This window comes from Corynebacterium sp. DNF00584 (assembly GCF_001552965.1).
GTDB lineage: Bacteria > Actinomycetota > Actinomycetes > Mycobacteriales > Mycobacteriaceae > Corynebacterium > Corynebacterium phoceense.
Genome location: NZ_KQ959726.1, coordinates 20,038 through 35,890 on the forward strand (window position 1 = coordinate 20,038; position 15,853 = coordinate 35,890).

Genomic DNA, 15,853 nt, shown 5'->3' on the forward strand with positions numbered 1-15,853 from the left:
CGAAAGTTCTGTTCGTTCTACTTCTTGCCCTTGCGGACTGGTCCCAAAACCATGGTCATGTTGCGACCATCCTGCTTGGGGCGCGACTCGACGACGCCAACTTCTTGGACGTCCTCGGCGAGACGCTCCAGCAGGCGGAAACCCAGCTCCGGACGCGACTGCTCGCGGCCACGGAACATGATGGTCACCTTGACCTTGGAACCCTTCTCCAGGAAGCGCACCACGTTCGACTTCTTGGTCTCGTAGTCGTGTTCATCGATCTTCGGACGGAACTTCTGTTCCTTCACCACAGTCTGCTGCTGGTTCTTGCGAGCCTCGCGAGCCTTCTGGGCCTGCTCGTACTTGTACTTGCCGTAGTCCATGATCTTGGCGACCGGCGGCTTGGCCTTCGGTGCAACCTCGACCAGATCTAGGTCTGCTTCATAAGCGAGCTTGCGAGCATCATCGGTACGGACGATGCCCACCTGTTCACCGCCCGGGCCGACGAGTCGGACCTCGGGCACTCGGATACGCTCATTAATGCGAGCTTCAGCGCTGATTGTGGTCTCCTTGATAAAGATGATTCGTAGTGTGCCTACCTCGACCACAAACGAAAATCCCGGTCTGTGCGTGCACAGCCGGGAGCTCTCGAAAGAATTGCCAGACCCGAAAGCCTGGTGACCCTTTTACCTTGAGCCAACGCGCGAGGCGCGGCATCAGGTGGGAGAAACTCCGCTTGTGACCCGAGACCTCCTGGAAGGTTCTGCGGGCGGTAGTGGAACTAAGACTAACACCACCGGCCCGCGGAACCAAATTCGCCACGCCGCCTAGTTCCGCGCCGAGTTCGCCGCTGGCCTACGACTCGAGCTGGCAGGTTCGGAACTCGTCGCCGCGCTTGCCGATGCCCCTTTCTCCGAGGCGTGCTCCGGCGCAGAGGTTGCATGTGCACGCGGCAAGCCGTCGCAGTCGTGAACTGGGGTGAGCGTTCCGTCGTCGATACCCTCGGAAATCATGTCCTTGAGGTCGCCCGCTGCGTCGTCAAGGGCCTTGACCGCGTCGTCGTAGGCGTCCTGCTCGGAACCGAAGTCATCCATATCGTTGTAGACCACGGTGAGCGCTATACCGATGGAGCCATGCGCGTCTGACTTCGTGTCCCCCACGTCAAGGACACCGAACTGACGCTGGGTATAGCGTCCGCTGTCCTCGTCGAAGCCCCAGCCGCCCTTCGCACGCGTGTTGTCCAGTGCGGTGAGACCATACTGCTGCCACTCGACGATATCGCCCATTGCGCGTGAGACCTGCTTGTGATCGGCCACGCAGTTGAGGTGCGCCGCAAAGGTCGCCTGATCCTTGAGGAGCCATTCGGCATAACCAAAACTCACGTCGCCGTTCGCGTCCGGCTTTTGCCACGTGGCTTTCGAGCCGCCCTCGGCGAGCACTTCGTCGATGGCGGCGGTGGCGTTGTCCTCGCTCCACTTCACCTTGGACCACAGTGCGTAGGCCGCGTCGTTATCGGACTCTGTGATCGCCGCGTCGACGAGGTCCGCCGATCCGCCGTCACGCAGTGCCGTGATAGCGATGGGCACCTTGATGGTCGACCATGCCGGCCCCTTGCCGGGCGCGCCCGCGGCGAGCGTGCCCTGCGCATCCGCGAGCGCGATGCCCACCTCTGCACCGTGGTGTTCTTTAACGAGGTCGGCCACGAGGCCGTCGAGACGCCGTTCAATCCCCGCGCGGCCTGACTCGCCCGACGCAGACGCCGCGGCGGAGGCACCAGCGGCGGCTGCGGGGGCATCGGAAGGCTGCTCCTGCGCTGGCGAGCATGCGGCGAGCGGGAGGATGAGTCCTGCGCACAGAAACGACTTTTTCATTCGCATGAGTCTAAAGCACGCCGCGGGCTAGTGCGGCAGCAACTCCTTGAGGAATTGTCCCGTGTAGGACCCTTCCACCTTCGCGACGTCTTCCGGCGTGCCTTGCGCCACGACGGTGCCGCCGCCGGCGCCACCCTCCGGCCCCATGTCGACAATCCAGTCTGCAGCCTTGATAACGTCCAGGTTGTGCTCGATGATGACCACCGAGTTGCCCTTGTCCACGAGCCCCTGGATGACGAGCATGAGCTTGCGGATGTCCTCGAAGTGCAGGCCGGTGGTTGGCTCGTCGAGGATGTAGATAGTGCGGCCGTTGGTGCGCTTCTGCAGCTCGGAAGCAAGCTTGACGCGCTGGGCCTCGCCGCCGGAGAGCGTGGTCGCGGCCTGGCCCAGGCGCACGTAGCCGAGGCCCACGTCAACGAGCGTGGCGAGGTAACGGTGGATGGAGGTAATCGGCTCGAAGAACTCGGCGGCCTCGGAAATCGGCATGTCGAGGACCTCGGCTATGTTCTTGCCCTTGTAGTGAACCTCGAGCGTCTCGCGGTTGTAGCGCGCACCGCCGCAGACTTCGCACGGCACGTAGACGTCCGGCAGGAAGTTCATCTCGATCTTGAGCGTGCCGTCGCCGTGGCAGGCCTCACAGCGGCCGCCCTTGACGTTGAAGGAGAAGCGTCCCGGCTTGTAGCCGCGCACCTTCGCCTCCTGGGTTTCGGCGAAGAGGTTGCGGATCTTGTCGAAGACTCCCGTGTACGTCGCCGGGTTGGAGCGCGGCGTGCGGCCGATGGGCGACTGATCGACCTGGACGAGCTTGTCCAGGTGCTCGATGCCTTCGACGCGCTTGGCGCGGCCCGGCACCTGGCGGGCGCGGTTGAGCTTATTGGCCAGGGTCTTCGCCAAAATCTGGTTGACGACGGTGGACTTGCCCGAACCCGAGACGCCGGTGATGCACACCATGACCCCCAGCGGTATTTCCACGTTGATGCCCTTGAGGTTATTCTCGCGGGCGCCGACGACCTTGAGCGTGCGGTCCTTATCGATCTCACGGCGGTGATCCGGCACGGCGAGCTCGCGGCGGCCGGAGAGGTAGGCGCCTGTGAGCGAGTCCTCGACCTTCTCAATGCCGGCCGGCTCGCCCTGGTAGACGATCTCGCCGCCGTATTCGCCGGCGCGCGGACCGACGTCCACAAGCCAGTCGGCTTCGCGGATAGTGTCCTCGTCGTGCTCGACGACGATGAGCGTGTTGCCGATGTCGCGCAGGCGCTTGAGGGTCTTAATGAGGCGCTGGTTATCGCGCTGGTGCAGGCCGATGGACGGCTCATCGAGGACGTAGAGGACGCCGGCGAGGCCGGAGCCAATCTGCGTGGCGAGGCGGATACGCTGGGCCTCGCCGCCAGACAGCGTGGAAGCGCCGCGGTCGAGCGTCAAGTAGTTGAGCCCCACATCGAGGAGGAAGCGCAGGCGGGCCTGGATTTCCTTAAGGACGGCGCCAGCGATGATTTCCTCGCGGGATCCGAGCACGAGCGAGTCGAGAAACTCCGCGGCGTCCTCGATGGACAGCGCCGTGAGACCCGCGATGGACTGCTCGCCATGCGCGGTGGATTCCAGGCGCACCGCGAGAATTTCCGGCTTGAGACGCGTGCCGCCACAGGTCGGGCAGGCGACGCGGCGCGTGTACTGCAGGAGGCGGTCCTTCTGCGAGTCGGAATCCGCGGTCTCGAGCTTGCGCTCGAGGAAGCCCACGGCGCCTTCGAAGGGCGCGGTCCAGTTGCGGGTGCGGCCGTAGCGGTTCTTATACCGGACGTTGACTTCCACGTCCGTGCCATAGATGAGCGCGTGGCGCTGCTCCTCGGTAAGTTCACTCACCGGGGTCTGCGGGTCGAAGCCAAGCGTCTTGCCCAGGCCTTCGACAAGTTTTACGAAATAGCGGGAGTTCGGCGAGGAATGCCACGGCTGAATGGCCTCCGTGGCAGGAGCGTCCGGGTCCGGGATGAGCAACTCCGTGTCCACCTCGAGGCGCGTGCCCAGGCCGTCGCAGGCCGGGCAGGAGCCGAAGGGCGCGTTGAAGGAGAACGCGCGCGGCTCGTATTCCTCGATGGTGAGTGTGTGCCCGTTGGGGCACGAGGTCTTCTCCGAGTACGTGTGAGTGAGCTCCTCGTTGTCCACGTAATCGATGGTCACGAGGCCATCGGCCAGCTTGAGCGCGGTCTCCACGGAGTCCGTGAGGCGCTGCTTCGCCGAGGCCTTGACCTGCAGGCGGTCGACGACCACATCGATAGTGTGCTTGATCTGCTTCTTCAGCTTCGGCGGATCCGTGAGCTGGTGGATCTCGCCGTCCACGCGGACGCGGGAGAAACCTTGCGCGGACAGGTCCGCGAAGAGGTCGACGAATTCGCCTTTGCGCTTGCGCACCACGGGCGCGAGGACCTGGAACTTGAGCTTCTCCTCGTTCTCCAGCACGGTATCAACGATCTGCTGCGGGGTCTGACGCTCGATGACGGCGTCACACACCGGGCAGTGCGGCGTGCCCGCACGAGAGAAAAGCAGGCGCAGATAGTCGTAGACCTCCGTAATCGTGCCCACCGTCGAACGCGGGTTGTGGTTCGTCGACTTCTGGTCGATGGACACCGCCGGCGAGAGACCGTCGATAAATTCCACGTCCGGCTTGTCCATCTGGCCCAAAAACATGCGCGCATAGGAGCTCAGCGACTCGACGTAGCGGCGCTGGCCCTCCGCGAAGATGGTGTCAAACGCGAGTGAGGACTTTCCCGAACCGGACAAGCCAGTAAAGACGACCATCTTGTCGCGGGGGATGTCGATGTCGACGCCTTTGAGGTTGTGCTCGCGGGCGCCGCGGACGATGAGGCGATCTGCCACTAGTTTTCTTTCCCTTCTTAGCGGGCGCGTCATCCCGTTCCCGCGCGACGCGAGAAGGGGCGGCCCGGTTGGGTTGTGCTCCGAACTTTAAAAATACCCGTAGGGTTGTCACTATGACTAACGCACTGAAATTAGAACATATTTCCGTCAGTGAGATGGACAACAACTGCTACCTGCTTCACGACGGTACACACGGCCTCCTCATCGACGCCGCCGATGACGCCCCGGCCATCCTCCAGATGGCGCGCGATACCGGCGTGACCATCGAGGCCGTCCTCACCACCCACCGCCACTGGGATCACGTCCGCGCACTCGAGGAGATCCTCCGCGAGACCGGCGCCACGCATTACGCGGCCTTCCTCGACTCTCCCGCCCTGCCCGCGCCCGTCGACGTCGAGCTGCAGCACGGCGACCACATCGACTTCGCCGGCGAGGAGCTGCCCATTATTATTCTGCGCGGCCACACGCCAGGCGGCGCGGCGCTGGCGGCATCGATAGACGGCATGACCAACCTCTTTGTGGGCGACAGCCTCTTCCCGGGTGGCGTAGGCAAGACCAATTCGGAGAATGATTTCGTTCGTCTTTATAAAGATGTAACCGAGCGTCTTTTTGATGTTTACCCGGACGAGACCATCGTGCACCCTGGCCACGGCAAACCCACAACGTTGGGCGACGAGCGCCCGCACCTGCCTGAGTGGTGGGAGCGCCGCTGGTAGGCCATTCGGTTCACCCCACCCCTGTGTTTTTCGCCCCGTCACGCAGTAATCCCGCGTACTCTAGGCACTAGTTAGTAATCCAATAAACCGCAAGGAGAAATTAGGCATGATCCGCAAGATTGCTCGCCCCGCGCTGGCTTCCGTATTCGTCTGGGACGGTGTCGACACGCTGCGCAACACCTCGGACCACGTCAAGGAGACCGAGTCGCTGCTCAAGAAGATCCGCACGGTCGTGCCGGCCCAGTACAAGGGCTACATCCCCAACGACCCGGTGCTCGTTGCCCGCGGGCTGGGCAGCGCTAAGGTCGGCGCTGGTTCCCTCTTCGCCCTCGGCAAGGCCCCGCGCACCTCGGCCGGTATCCTCGCTGCTACCCAGCTGGCGACCCTCCTGGGACGCAATGCTTTCTGGGAGGCCAAGGATAAGGCCGAGAAGGAATCCCAGCGCAACGGTTTCGTCACCAACGCCGCGCTCCTCGGCGCCCTGGCCATCCTCACCCAGGACACGGAGGGCAACCCGTCCCTGCGCTGGCGCGCACAGGATGTCACCAAGCGCACCTCTAAGAAGGTTCAGGCGGCGCTACCCACCAAGTCCGAGTCCGAGAAGTTCGCAGACAACGTCTCCAACCGCGCCCAGGAGTTCTCCTCCCAGGCCCAGGATTGGTTCACCGAGACCTCGGAGAAGGCTCAGGCCTACGTCGACGACAACCGCGACGACTGGGAGAAGGCCGGCCGTAACTTCCTCGACACCGCCAAGTCCTACGTCGAGGACGCACGTGAGGCCGTAGAGGGCTTCATCGATGACAACGCGGATGACTGGAAGAAGCAGGGCCAGGACTTCCTCGCCGCTGCCCAGGACAACTCGAAGACCGCCCGCAAGGCTCTGGTGAAGAACGCCTCCAAGGCACAGGCCCGCGCCGATAAGGCCGTCTCCCAGATCGACGTTGCCCGCAACCAGCGCAAGGCAGCAAAGAAGGCCGACCAGCTGCAGGCCAAGGCTGACAAGGCTATCGCTAAGGCCCTGAAGAAGCTGGGCGACCGCATCTAGTCTCCCGCTCCCACGCGGCGAACGACACCACGTCGTTCGCCGCGTGCCGCGTTTTTCTTCGCACAGGCGTATGCTTATCCGTCTGCATTTCTTATGCCGGCGCACTCGCGCCGCCTATGTCCGCGTCACGCCAAGGAGTCTGCCTCATGCCGAATTCATCCCCAGATTCTTCCCAGCATCTCGACGCCACCACCCACGCCATCGGCGCCGAGCAGGCGTATGTCGACGGCCTGTTCCAACGCCTTGACGACGAAGTCGCCGCCTCCAACGAGCGCCTGCGCAAGGTCATGCTCGACGTCGATCCGCAGAACCCGGACTCGGACGCCCTCGTGCGCCGCGAGACGGAGTACCACGCCCTCCAGGGCAAGCTGGACAAGCTCAACCTCGCGCAGCTCGGCCTCGTCTTCGGCCGCATCGATATCGACGCCCCAGGCGATAACCCAACGCCCGAAGGCCTCGACCGCCGCTACATCGGTCGCATGGGCCTGGACGACCGCGAGGACGACTACCGTACGCTGCTGCTCGACTGGCGCGCGCCCATGGCCCGCCCCTTTTACCTCGCGACCACGGCCCAGCCCGAGGGTGTTACCATCCGCCGCCACATTCGGACGAAGGGTCGCACCGTCACCGGCATCAACGACGAGGTGCTCTCCGGCGCCGAGCTTGGCCGTGCCGCCTCCAGCGACGTCGCTGGAGAGTCCGCCCTCCACGCCGCACTGCAGCGCGCCCGCACGGGCCACATGGCCTCCATCGTCGAGACCATCCAACGCGAGCAGGACGAGATCATTCGTGACGCCACACGCGGCGTCATGGTCGTCGAGGGCGGCCCCGGCACCGGCAAAACCGCCGTCGCGCTCCACCGCGTGGCCTACCTCCTCTACAACCACCGCGATCTGCTCGCTAGCACCGGCGTGCTCATCATCGGGCCGAACCCGACGTTCCTCGATTACATTTCGCGCGTCCTGCCCGAGCTCGGCGAGACCGGCGTCGTGCTCGCCACCGTGGGCTCGATGTTCCCCGGCGTGGAGGGCACGCAACCCGAGTCGCTCGACGCCCGCGAAGTAAAAGGCTCGGAGGCCATGGTTGAAATTCTCACAAACGCGGTGCGCGCCTACCAAACGCCCCCCGAATCAGCCGCGACCCTGCGCGTGGATAACCTCGACCTCACTGTGACACCGGCGATGGTCAAGGCCGCGCGCACCCGCGCACGGCGCTCGCGCCGCCCGCACAATGACGCGCGCGGCGCCTTCGCGGAACACCTTATCGATCAGCTCGCCCGCCAACTCGCAGACAAGATCGGTGCTGACCCGCTCGGCGGCGAGAACCTCCTCGGCCAGGCGGACATCGATCAGCTCCACGACGATCTCGCGGAGACCCGCGTCGTCACTGACTTCATTGACGAGCACTGGCCGGAGCTTACGCCCACGCAGGTCCTCGCGGAGCTCCTCGGCGACCGCGACGCCATCGACTTCGCCGCGGGCGACTACGACGACGAGACGCGCGAGGCGCTCTACCGCGCCGACGCGGAGGCGTGGAGCGCCTCCGATGCTGCACTCCTCGACGAGCTCGCCGTCCTCATCGGCATGCCCGCCCCTCAGCAACAGCAGGAGGCCGAAGACCGCGCGTGGCGCGAGCAGATCGCGGACGCCGAGGACGCCCTCGACATCCTGTCCTCGTCAGATTCCACAGATAACGACGACGACATGTTTGACGCGGAAATCCTCTCCGCTGCCGACGTCATCGACGCTGAGCACCTCGCCCGCCGCCAGGAGGTCCGCGACCACCGCACGACGGCGCAGCGCGCCCAGGCTGACCACACGTGGGCCTACGGCCACGTCATCATCGACGAAGCCCAGGAGCTCACGCCCATGGAGTGGCGCATGGTCTTCCGCCGCAGCCCCTCGCGTTGGATGACGCTCGTCGGCGACACCGCGCAGACCGGCTCCCCCGCAGGCGTCGACTCCTGGGCCGAAACCCTCGAAGCCTTCGTCGGCACCCGGTTCCGCCACCACGCGCTCACGGTCAATTACCGCACGCCCGAGCCCGTCACCGAGGTTGCCAATCGCCTGCTCGCCGTCATCGACCCCGACGCCACCCCGGCCCAAGCCGTCCGCGACGGCGAGCCAGTACGCTTCCTCGCGGGCGCCGACGAACTCGACGCCGAGACCGCCGCCGCGCTCGACGCCGCGCGAGACGCGGTGGGCTCCGAGACAGTTTCATTCACCGATTCCGAAGGCCGCCTTCACGCCGTGGTCACCGCCGCCACCGCGGAGTCAGTCAAGGGCCTCGAGTTCGACCACGTCACCGTCGTCGAGCCGCGGGCCATTGTCGAGGCCTCGCCACAGGGCTGGCAGAACCTCTACGTCGCCGTAACCCGCGCGACGCAGACGCTCACCGTCGTCGGCCCGCTGCCCGCCGAGGTCCCCGAAAGCTAACGCAGCCGAGGGACACGGTCGGGCGAGATTCCGTAGTCTGGGGCCATGGCACTCTCAGATATCGTCCGTAAGGCTGAACGCACCATCAACGACTACAACGTGCGGCGCAGCGCCGCGCGTGGCTGGCTTCCTCAGGTCACTGCCTACAAGGGCTATGGCTCCGAAGAGACTGTCCACGTGCTGGGCCGCATGCTTTACGGCGATCCCGCAGCCCCCGAGAACGAGGCGTGGGCACAGCGCGGCTACCGGCAGTTCTTCACTGTCCAAGCCCCCGGCATCCCCGTCCGCGTGACCGCGGGCGAGGCCTCCGCCACGACGCACTCCACGGCCCAGGGCTACGTGGACGTCCAGCTCCATGGGCACGGACTCACACCCGGCTGGCACGACGTGACCATCGAGGTCCTCGCAGATCCCAACGCTGGTATCCCCACTGACCAGCCGCCCACGACGGCGGAGGTTCTCATCGTCGGCGACGACCAGGATGTCGGCATTGTAAGCGATATCGATGACACGGTGCTCATCACCTGGCTGCCTCGCGCCATGACCGCCGCCTGGAACTCCTGGGTCAAGCGCACAAATACCCGCCAGCCGGTACCGGGCATGGCGCGCTTCTACGAGAAGCTACGCGAAGACCACCCCAACGCGCCCGTCATCTACCTGTCGACCGGTGCCTGGAACACCTTCGATACCCTCGAGACTTTCCTGGAGCACAATGGCCTGCCCAAGGGCCCCATGCTGCTCACGGACTGGGGGCCCACGCCCACTGGCTTGTTCCGCAGCGGCAAGGAACACAAGCGCGTCCAGCTGCGCAACCTGTTCATTGCGTTCCCGCAGATTAAGTGGATTCTCGTCGGCGACGACGGCCAACACGACCCGCTCACGTACGGTGACGCAGCCGAGGAGCACCCAGACCGCGTCCGAGCCATCGCTATCCGCAATCTCACCCCGGGCGAGCAGCTGCTCTCCCACGGTTCGCTCACCCCGCTCGTGGACGAACGCGACTCCGCGCTCGGCCCCCTCCCCTTCATCCAGGGCGCGGACGGCAACAAACTCCTCGAGGCCTACCGCGCGAGGGAATTCTAAACCGGTGTTTCTCCACCTTGGTTTCTAAAACCGGACACGACGAAGCCGGCCGGACTGAACGAAAATTCAGTCCGGCCGGCTTTCTGTTCGCGGCGCGCTCGGCGCGGCCACCGTCTTAGTTGACAGTGTGGACGATCATCACGTCGCAGTCGGACTGGCGAGCAACGTCGGCCGGGACGGAGCCCAGCAGACGACCGGTCAGGGAGTTGATGCCGCGGTTACCCACAACGAGGAGGTCGGCACCGAACTCGTTAACGATGGCCATGAGGGCCTGCACCGGGGTGCCCGGGCGCACGGCGGTCTCGATGCTCTTCACACCGAACTTCTCTGCATGCTCGCGACCTGCGGAAAGGTTTGCCTTCGCCTTGTCGTCACCCAGAATGGTTACGGAGTCCTGACGCAGGGTCTTGGACGCCTCTTCCTTGTTCTCGTAGTACGCGCAGCCGATAATCAGCGTGGCATCGAAAGCGGCAGCCATCTTGGCTGCGCGCTCCACTGCAAGCAGGGAGGACTTGGAACCATCGGTACCGACGACAATCTTGTTGTAATCGCTCATGGCGGCCTTTCATAGAGGGGGATCTCAGTCGATGTTCCAGTCTAGCCCCATTTGGCAGGTTTAGCGATCCTCCGTTGTGTGCGCCACAACGACATCGACGTATGCCTTGCGCATCAGCTCCGTCGCCACGGACCCCATGACGCGGTCGCGCACAGAATTGCGCCCCTTGTTGCCCACCACGAGCAGGTCAACCCGGTGATACTTGCCCACCTCGAGCATCGTCGCCACCGGGTCGCCGGACTTCGCGATAATGCGCACCTTGCTCGCGCCCTCCTCCGCGGCAACATCCTGGGCAGACTTAAGGAAGGTCTGCGACATGTCTTCGGAGATAATCGGCGTTTCCGCAGTTCCGCCCGAGCGCGTGCCCACGTTTTCGTGGCTGCCGAACGCGGAGACAATGATGAGCTCCGCGTCGTACGCCGCCGCCATCGACGCAGCGGTGCGCACGGCACGCAGCGAGGTATCAGAGCCGTCCGTTCCCACCGCAATAGTCTTATACCGCATGAGAGAATTCCTTTCACATCAACACTTGAGAAAAAGTGACGGCGCCCCACTCATGGTGCGATTCGTCACACACTACTGTTGAGTATAAACGCGCGCACGAACCCGCGGCGAGCTTTTGCCGCGCCAGCTGCCGCGCGCGACATCCGTCGCTAGATGCCCGCCTCCTTGAGACCGCGCAGCTCCTTCTTCAAATCCATGATCTCATCGCGCAGGCGGCCGGCAAGTTCGAACTTGAGCTCGCGCGCTGCCTCGCCCATCTGCGCCGTGAGGTCGTCGATGAGTTTCTGGACCTCCTCCGTCGCCATGGACGAAACATCCGGACGCTCCACCATGGACGCCGGGTCGGACGCGGCCGCCGCGCCCTCGGCGGCATCGGCAGCATCCGCGTTCTCGTAGACCTGGTCAAGGATGTCCGCGATCTTCTTGCGCAGCGGCTGCGGGTCGATACCGTGTTCCCTGTTGTACGCAATCTGCTTCTCGCGGCGGCGCTCCGTCTCCTCGATGGCCTCGGCCATGGAGTCAGTGACCTTATCCGCGTACATGATGACCTCGCCGGAGACGTTACGCGCGGCGCGACCGATGGTCTGGATGAGCGACGTCGTGGAACGCAGGAAGCCTTCCTTATCCGCGTCGAGGATAGCCACGAGCGAGACCTCCGGGAGGTCGAGGCCCTCACGCAGAAGGTTGATGCCCACGAGCACGTCGTATTCGCCCATGCGCAGCTGACGCAGGAGCTCGACGCGCTGGAGCGTATCGATATCGGAGTGCAGGTAGCGTACCTTAATGCCGTGCTCGAGCAGGTAGTCCGTGAGGTCCTCGGCCATGCGCTTAGTGAGCGTCGTGACCAACACGCGCTCCTTCTTCTCCGTGCGGGTGCGGATTTCGTCAATGAGGTCGTCGATCTGGCCCTTGGTCGGGCGCACCGTGACCTTCGGGTCGATGAGGCCGGTCGGGCGAATGACCTGCTCCACGTACTCGCCGTCGGATGCGGTGAGCTCGAAGTTGCCCGGCGTCGCCGACATATAGACGGTCTGTCCCACGCGTTCCTCGAACTCGTCGAAGGTGAGCGGCCGGTTATCCACCGCCGAAGGCAGGCGGAAGCCGAACTCCACAAGGTTGCGCTTACGCGACATATCGCCTTCGAACATGCCGCCAATCTGCGGCACGGTGACGTGGGACTCATCGATGATCGTAAGGAAGTCTTCTGGGAAGTAATCGAGCAGCGTCGCTGGCGCCGAGCCCGCGGGGCGGCCATCGATGTGTCGCGAGTAGTTCTCGATGCCGGAGCAGAAGCCGACTTGCTCGATCATCTCGAGGTCGTACTCCGTGCGCATGCGCAGGCGCTGGGCCTCGAGCAACTTGCCGCGGTTTTCTAGGTCTTCAAGGCGTTCCTTGAGCTCCGCCTTGATGTCCTCGACCGCGCGCGCCATGCGCTCCGGGCCCGCCACGTAGTGCGTCGCGGGGAAGATGCGGACCTCGTTGACCTGCTCGATGACGTCGCCGGTGAGCGGGTGGATGTAGTAGAGACCGTCGATGTCATCGCCAAAGAACTCGATGCGCACTGCGCGCTCCTCGTAGGCCGGAATGATATCCACGGTGTCGCCCTTAACGCGGAACGTGCCGCGGGTAAAACCAACGTCATTGCGCTCGTACTGAATATCCACGAGTAGGCGCAGGAAGCGGTCGCGATCCACCTCATCGTCGACATCGAGCACCACCGAGCGGTCCAAGTAGGACTGCGGCGTACCCAAGCCATAGATACAGGACACCGAGGAGACGACCACGACGTCACGCCGCGAAAGCAGCGCCGAGGTCGCCGAGTGGCGCAGACGCTCCACGTCCTCATTAATCGAAGAGTCCTTCTCGATGTAGGTATCCGTCTGCGCGATATACGCCTCCGGCTGGTAGTAGTCGTAGTACGAGACGAAGTACTCCACCGCGTTATTCGGTAGCAACTGGCGCAGTTCGTTGGCCAGCTGCGCGGCGAGCGTCTTATTCGGCGCCATGATGAGCGTCGGGCGCTGCTGCTTCTCGATGAGCCACGCGGCCGTCGCCGACTTACCGGTACCGGTCGCACCCATGAGGACGACGTCGCGCTCGCCGCGGCTCAGGCGCTCGTCGAGCTCCGCAATCGCCGCGGGCTGGTCGCCCGACGGGTTGTATTCGGAGACGACCTCGAATTTCTTCTCTCTGCGCTCGATGTCGCCAACGACGCGGTGCTCGGATTCGGGAAGCAGGGGGTGTTCAGCAGCAAAAGCCATGCCGCCCAGTCTAGCGCCCGCGCACCTTCAGGCTTAGCCGATAGCATCGCCCGCGGCCAGCGCTCCGCCTCGCCTGTGGCTTCCCACACGGCGTCGATCCGCCACCGGCTGGCTCGCGTGCGCCCCGAGCGCCACACAGGCCTCGACTTCCCCATCCATGCACCAGCTTTCCGATGCCGCCTCACCCACCGGCACGCACGAGCGCCAAAAGTCCGCGAGGCAAAAGGTCCCGGTGCGCAGGGCGGAGAGCAGCTCGACGGCCGTGTGATTATTGAAAAGCCCACAATCCCACGTTCCTCTGGCCCTGGACCTTCATCCCCCACAATGAACAACTCACAGCGAACAACTCACAGCGGCAACATGAACATTCGCGCCGCAAAACGTTTAGACTAAGGCTCCATGAAGAAGTCCTCTCTCCTCAAGCTGTCTACGACCGCGGCAGCGATTGCCATCTTGCCGTTTACTACCCTTGCACCCACTCCGGTCGCGCAGGCGGAGCAGTGCACGTCCCAGTCCACCTCCCAGGTGGGAAGCCCCAAGGCCAATGCTGCTGCCGATCTCCTCGGTTCCTTCGCCGGCTCCTCTTTCGGCGGTTCCTCGCTCAGCCCCGCCCAGGCCGACGCCGTCAAGCAAGCAACGTCCACGGGCGTCGCCAAGCAGCTCATCACGGCTGAGGGCCCAACGCGCTCCATGCACTTCCTCACCGGCCCCTCCTCTCCGGACCGCACGGACCGCAAGTGGGGTATCACAAGCACGGACTTGGGCATCGCCTACCTCGATGACTCGGAAGAAAATACGCCGCGCATGTACCTCGCCTTTGGCGACACCTTCTCCTGCAGCGGCTCGGGCAACGGCTGGCGCTCCAATGTCTTGCTGCGCACCCGCGACTTCAACTACGGCGACGGCGTGAGCCTCCACCAGGCGCTCACCTCCGACGGCTGGCAGAGCTCCGGCACGGCCCGCGAGTTCATCTCCTCGGAGAAGAACCCAGGCGTCGAGCACACCACCATCCCCACCGCCGGCATCGAAATCAACGGCACCCACTACATCGACTACATGTCCGTCAAGAAATGGCCGAAAGATGCACCGTGGGTCACCAACTACGCTGCGACCATGAAATCCACGGACGACGGCCGCACCTGGTCCGTCGTCGGTGACTCCACCCGCGTCAACGAGCACGCCACAAACGACATCATCCTGCCGGGCCGCAAGGGCTACGACACCGGCAACGAGAAGCTCCAGATGTCCGCGTTCCTCCAGACCCCGGACAAGGACGGCTACGTCTACCGCTACTCCACCCCGAACGGCCGCGCGGGCACCGCGTATCTCTCCCGCGCCAAGGAAAGCGAGTTCCCGTCCGAGTCTGCTTTCGAGTACTGGGACGGCCACAGCTGGAGCTCCGATCGCCGCGACCTGGAGCCGGTCTTCGGTCCTTCGAACCCTGGCAAGCTCGGCGAGATGTCCGTTGTCTACAACAAGTACATCAACAAGTACGTGGCGCTGTACTTAGACTCCGCCAAGTACGCACTCGTCATGCGCACCGCCGATACGCCCGAGGGCGAATGGTCCGCGCCGCGTGAGCTCATCTCCGGCCACGATGTCCCGCAGCTCTACGGCGGTTTCATTCTGCCGAAGCTCGACGACCAGAACCTCTACTACGTCCTGTCGACGTGGGGCGACTACAACACCTACGTCATGCGTACCGACCTCGATTACGCCGTGAACAACCCATCGGCGGATATCAGCGTCAAGGTCGTCGGCGACGTCGTCGCTGAAGGCAAGTAGCCTTTCTTCGCTTCTTCACGCGCACACCGCACGCCGCCGGTCCTCGGACTGAGGCGCGCGGTTGCCGCATTTTTCGCAGCGGAGGGGACAAGGATCGGCCGCGGCAGCGAGACTCGTCGGGCAGCAATGCGGGTGCGTTACTCGGCCTTCTCGATGGCGGCGGCGACGCGATCGACCTGGAGTGCCAAGTCCTCGAGCACGCCGTTGTTGTCGATGACGTAGGTCGCCGCGGCCAGGCGCACCTCGTCGGGCACCTGCTGCGCGATGCGGCGGCGGGCGTCGGCCTCGTCGAGTCCGCGGTGGGCGACGAGACGCCGCACGCGCTCCTCCACGTCGACGTTGACCACAAGGACCTCGTCCATGTCCCTATCGAGCCCATTGTCCACGAGCAGCGGCATATCGTAGACGCAGTACTCCACGCCGGCGACGCGCGCCTCGGCGAAGCGCTCCTGTGTGCGCTCCTGGATGCGCGGGTGGGTAATAGCGTTGAGTTTCGCAGTGTGCTCAGCGTCGACGAAGGCGCGGCGGGCGAGCTCGGCACGCTGAAGCGTGCCCGCCTCGTCGAGGATGTCTGCACCGAAGGCCTCCACGAGTTCCGCGAGGGCCGGCTCCCCCGGTTCCACGATCTCGCGCGCTATCTGGTCAGCGTCCACGACGCTCCACCCGCGTTCCGCGAGCAGCCTCGCGACCGTCGACTTGCCGCTGCCAATACCGCCAGTGAGTCCAATGAGCTTCATGGTGTTCAAG

The 15,853-nt window shown here is 64.3% G+C and carries 12 protein-coding genes; 5 read left to right on the forward strand and 7 right to left on the reverse strand.

Features of this window, described 5'->3' with window-relative positions; all coding sequences use genetic code 11:
- Positions 1–17: 17 nt before the first annotated feature.
- From infC to uvrA, 3 genes are all read right to left on the reverse strand, one after another.
- Positions 18–587 carry a translation initiation factor IF-3 gene (infC, locus tag HMPREF0307_RS00095; protein ID WP_141629043.1) on the reverse strand — a complete coding sequence of 190 codons (570 nt, stop codon included), beginning with the start codon at positions 585–587 and terminating at the stop codon, positions 18–20.
- Between the two features lie 219 nt (positions 588–806).
- Positions 807–1,850, reverse strand: a complete 1,044-nt coding sequence (locus tag HMPREF0307_RS00100) for a serine hydrolase (protein WP_066484454.1) — start codon at positions 1,848–1,850, stop codon at positions 807–809.
- Positions 1,851–1,877: 27 nt separating this feature from the next.
- On the reverse strand, positions 1,878–4,721 hold the full coding sequence (gene uvrA / locus HMPREF0307_RS00105; RefSeq protein ID WP_066484464.1) for an excinuclease ABC subunit UvrA: 2,844 nt from the start codon (positions 4,719–4,721) through the stop codon (positions 1,878–1,880).
- 113 nt (positions 4,722–4,834) lie between these two features.
- Between uvrA and HMPREF0307_RS00110 the strand changes: the two genes are divergently transcribed.
- From HMPREF0307_RS00110 to HMPREF0307_RS00125, 4 genes are all read left to right on the forward strand, one after another.
- Positions 4,835–5,437, forward strand: coding sequence for an MBL fold metallo-hydrolase (locus HMPREF0307_RS00110; RefSeq protein ID WP_066484466.1), 603 nt, complete (start codon positions 4,835–4,837; stop codon positions 5,435–5,437).
- Between the two features lie 106 nt (positions 5,438–5,543).
- Positions 5,544–6,482 carry a DoxX family protein gene (locus HMPREF0307_RS00115; RefSeq protein WP_066484467.1) on the forward strand — a complete coding sequence of 313 codons (939 nt, stop codon included), beginning with the start codon at positions 5,544–5,546 and terminating at the stop codon, positions 6,480–6,482.
- A gap of 146 nt (positions 6,483–6,628) precedes the next feature.
- Positions 6,629–8,917, forward strand: coding sequence for a HelD family protein (locus HMPREF0307_RS00120; protein ID WP_066484473.1), 2,289 nt, complete (start codon positions 6,629–6,631; stop codon positions 8,915–8,917).
- 45 nt (positions 8,918–8,962) lie between these two features.
- Complete coding sequence (locus HMPREF0307_RS00125) at positions 8,963–10,000, forward strand: App1 family protein (protein ID WP_066484478.1); 1,038 nt, start codon at positions 8,963–8,965, stop codon at positions 9,998–10,000.
- Positions 10,001–10,115: 115 nt separating this feature from the next.
- Here the strand turns inward: HMPREF0307_RS00125 and HMPREF0307_RS00130 are convergent, their stop codons facing one another.
- The 3 genes from HMPREF0307_RS00130 to uvrB form a co-directional block, all read right to left on the reverse strand.
- Entirely contained in the window at positions 10,116–10,556 is a 441-nt protein-coding gene (locus HMPREF0307_RS00130; RefSeq protein ID WP_066484484.1) for a universal stress protein, read from the reverse strand.
- A 60-nt stretch (positions 10,557–10,616) separates the two neighbouring features.
- Positions 10,617–11,060, reverse strand: a complete 444-nt coding sequence (locus HMPREF0307_RS00135) for a universal stress protein (protein ID WP_066484488.1) — start codon at positions 11,058–11,060, stop codon at positions 10,617–10,619.
- A 149-nt stretch (positions 11,061–11,209) separates the two neighbouring features.
- Positions 11,210–13,321, reverse strand: a complete 2,112-nt coding sequence (gene uvrB / locus HMPREF0307_RS00140; protein ID WP_066484494.1) for an excinuclease ABC subunit UvrB — start codon at positions 13,319–13,321, stop codon at positions 11,210–11,212.
- A 399-nt stretch (positions 13,322–13,720) separates the two neighbouring features.
- Here uvrB and HMPREF0307_RS00145 point away from each other — a divergent pair, with 399 nt between their 5' ends.
- Positions 13,721–15,106 (forward strand): DUF4185 domain-containing protein, encoded by a 1,386-nt coding sequence (locus HMPREF0307_RS00145; RefSeq protein ID WP_066484499.1) that lies wholly within the window; start codon positions 13,721–13,723, stop codon positions 15,104–15,106.
- A 137-nt stretch (positions 15,107–15,243) separates the two neighbouring features.
- On the opposite strand, the gene coaE is transcribed toward HMPREF0307_RS00145, so the two are convergent.
- Complete coding sequence (gene coaE, locus HMPREF0307_RS00150; protein WP_066484502.1) at positions 15,244–15,843, reverse strand: dephospho-CoA kinase; 600 nt, start codon at positions 15,841–15,843, stop codon at positions 15,244–15,246.
- Positions 15,844–15,853 lie beyond the last annotated feature (10 nt).

Bases quoted from the DNA above. Each gene is read 5' to 3' on its own strand.
- HMPREF0307_RS00100 (WP_066484454.1), bottom strand. From the start codon at position 1,850: ATGAAAAAGTCGTTTCTGTGCGCAGGACTCATCCTCCCGCTCGCCGCA.
- HMPREF0307_RS00110 (WP_066484466.1), top strand. From the start codon at position 4,835: ATGACTAACGCACTGAAATTAGAACATATTTCCGTCAGTGAGATGGAC.
- HMPREF0307_RS00115 (WP_066484467.1), top strand. From the start codon at position 5,544: ATGATCCGCAAGATTGCTCGCCCCGCGCTGGCTTCCGTATTCGTCTGG.
- HMPREF0307_RS00120 (WP_066484473.1), top strand. From the start codon at position 6,629: ATGCCGAATTCATCCCCAGATTCTTCCCAGCATCTCGACGCCACCACC.
- HMPREF0307_RS00125 (WP_066484478.1), top strand. From the start codon at position 8,963: ATGGCACTCTCAGATATCGTCCGTAAGGCTGAACGCACCATCAACGAC.
- HMPREF0307_RS00130 (WP_066484484.1), bottom strand. From the start codon at position 10,556: ATGAGCGATTACAACAAGATTGTCGTCGGTACCGATGGTTCCAAGTCC.
- HMPREF0307_RS00135 (WP_066484488.1), bottom strand. From the start codon at position 11,060: ATGCGGTATAAGACTATTGCGGTGGGAACGGACGGCTCTGATACCTCG.
- uvrB (WP_066484494.1), bottom strand. From the start codon at position 13,321: ATGGCTTTTGCTGCTGAACACCCCCTGCTTCCCGAATCCGAGCACCGC.
- HMPREF0307_RS00145 (WP_066484499.1), top strand. From the start codon at position 13,721: ATGAAGAAGTCCTCTCTCCTCAAGCTGTCTACGACCGCGGCAGCGATT.
- coaE (WP_066484502.1), bottom strand. From the start codon at position 15,843: ATGAAGCTCATTGGACTCACTGGCGGTATTGGCAGCGGCAAGTCGACG.